We start from the raw sequence: 452 nt of genomic DNA, 5'->3' as shown, positions 1-452 counted from the left end.
GCGTTAGGGTTGCAAGGGGCAAGGCAAGACTGCCCCTTGCTCGTCCGGCGGGCGAAACCGCCGGTTTACCGCCTGCACCAGCAGGCCATGCAATCGTGAACTTTTAAAGTCGGCTGGTTTTATGCGCCGTTGGCGGGATGTTTTCAATGCGCGTTCCGCCGCGCAGACGGGAAGGGGTATTTGCTTCGCCAAATACCCCTTCACCCCAAAGGCGACCCGGGCGAAAAGCGCTCCGCGCTGCCCTTGCTGCGTCGTGAGCCAAACGATATAACCGTTCGTCTCTCTCCTTGCTGCGGTTTTCGCTACACGGGAAATCAAGCCCCAACTTCACCAGCGCGGTAAATACTGGCAGCAGTATTGTGCTGAAGGCATTGTCTGCCTTTGGTTTGATGAATATACCTATGCCGTGGTTAGTACGAGTCGCCCGTGGAGCCGCGCCGTTCGGGAGGCGG

1 protein-coding gene is annotated in these 452 nt (G+C 58.4%); it reads right to left on the bottom strand.

The window, feature by feature from the left end; translation table 11 throughout:
- Positions 1 to 103: 103 nt before the first annotated feature.
- A partial coding sequence (locus L991_RS17785; RefSeq protein ID WP_231550551.1) for a hypothetical protein occupies positions 104 to 452 on the bottom strand: 349 nt, incomplete at its 5' end.

The sequence above is a fragment of the Chitinibacter sp. ZOR0017 genome (genome assembly GCF_000799095.1).
GTDB lineage: Bacteria > Pseudomonadota > Gammaproteobacteria > Burkholderiales > Chitinibacteraceae > Chitinibacter > Chitinibacter tainanensis.
The sequence above is the reverse complement of the archived record's forward strand: the minus strand, read 5'-3'. Positions and strand labels throughout refer to the sequence as shown.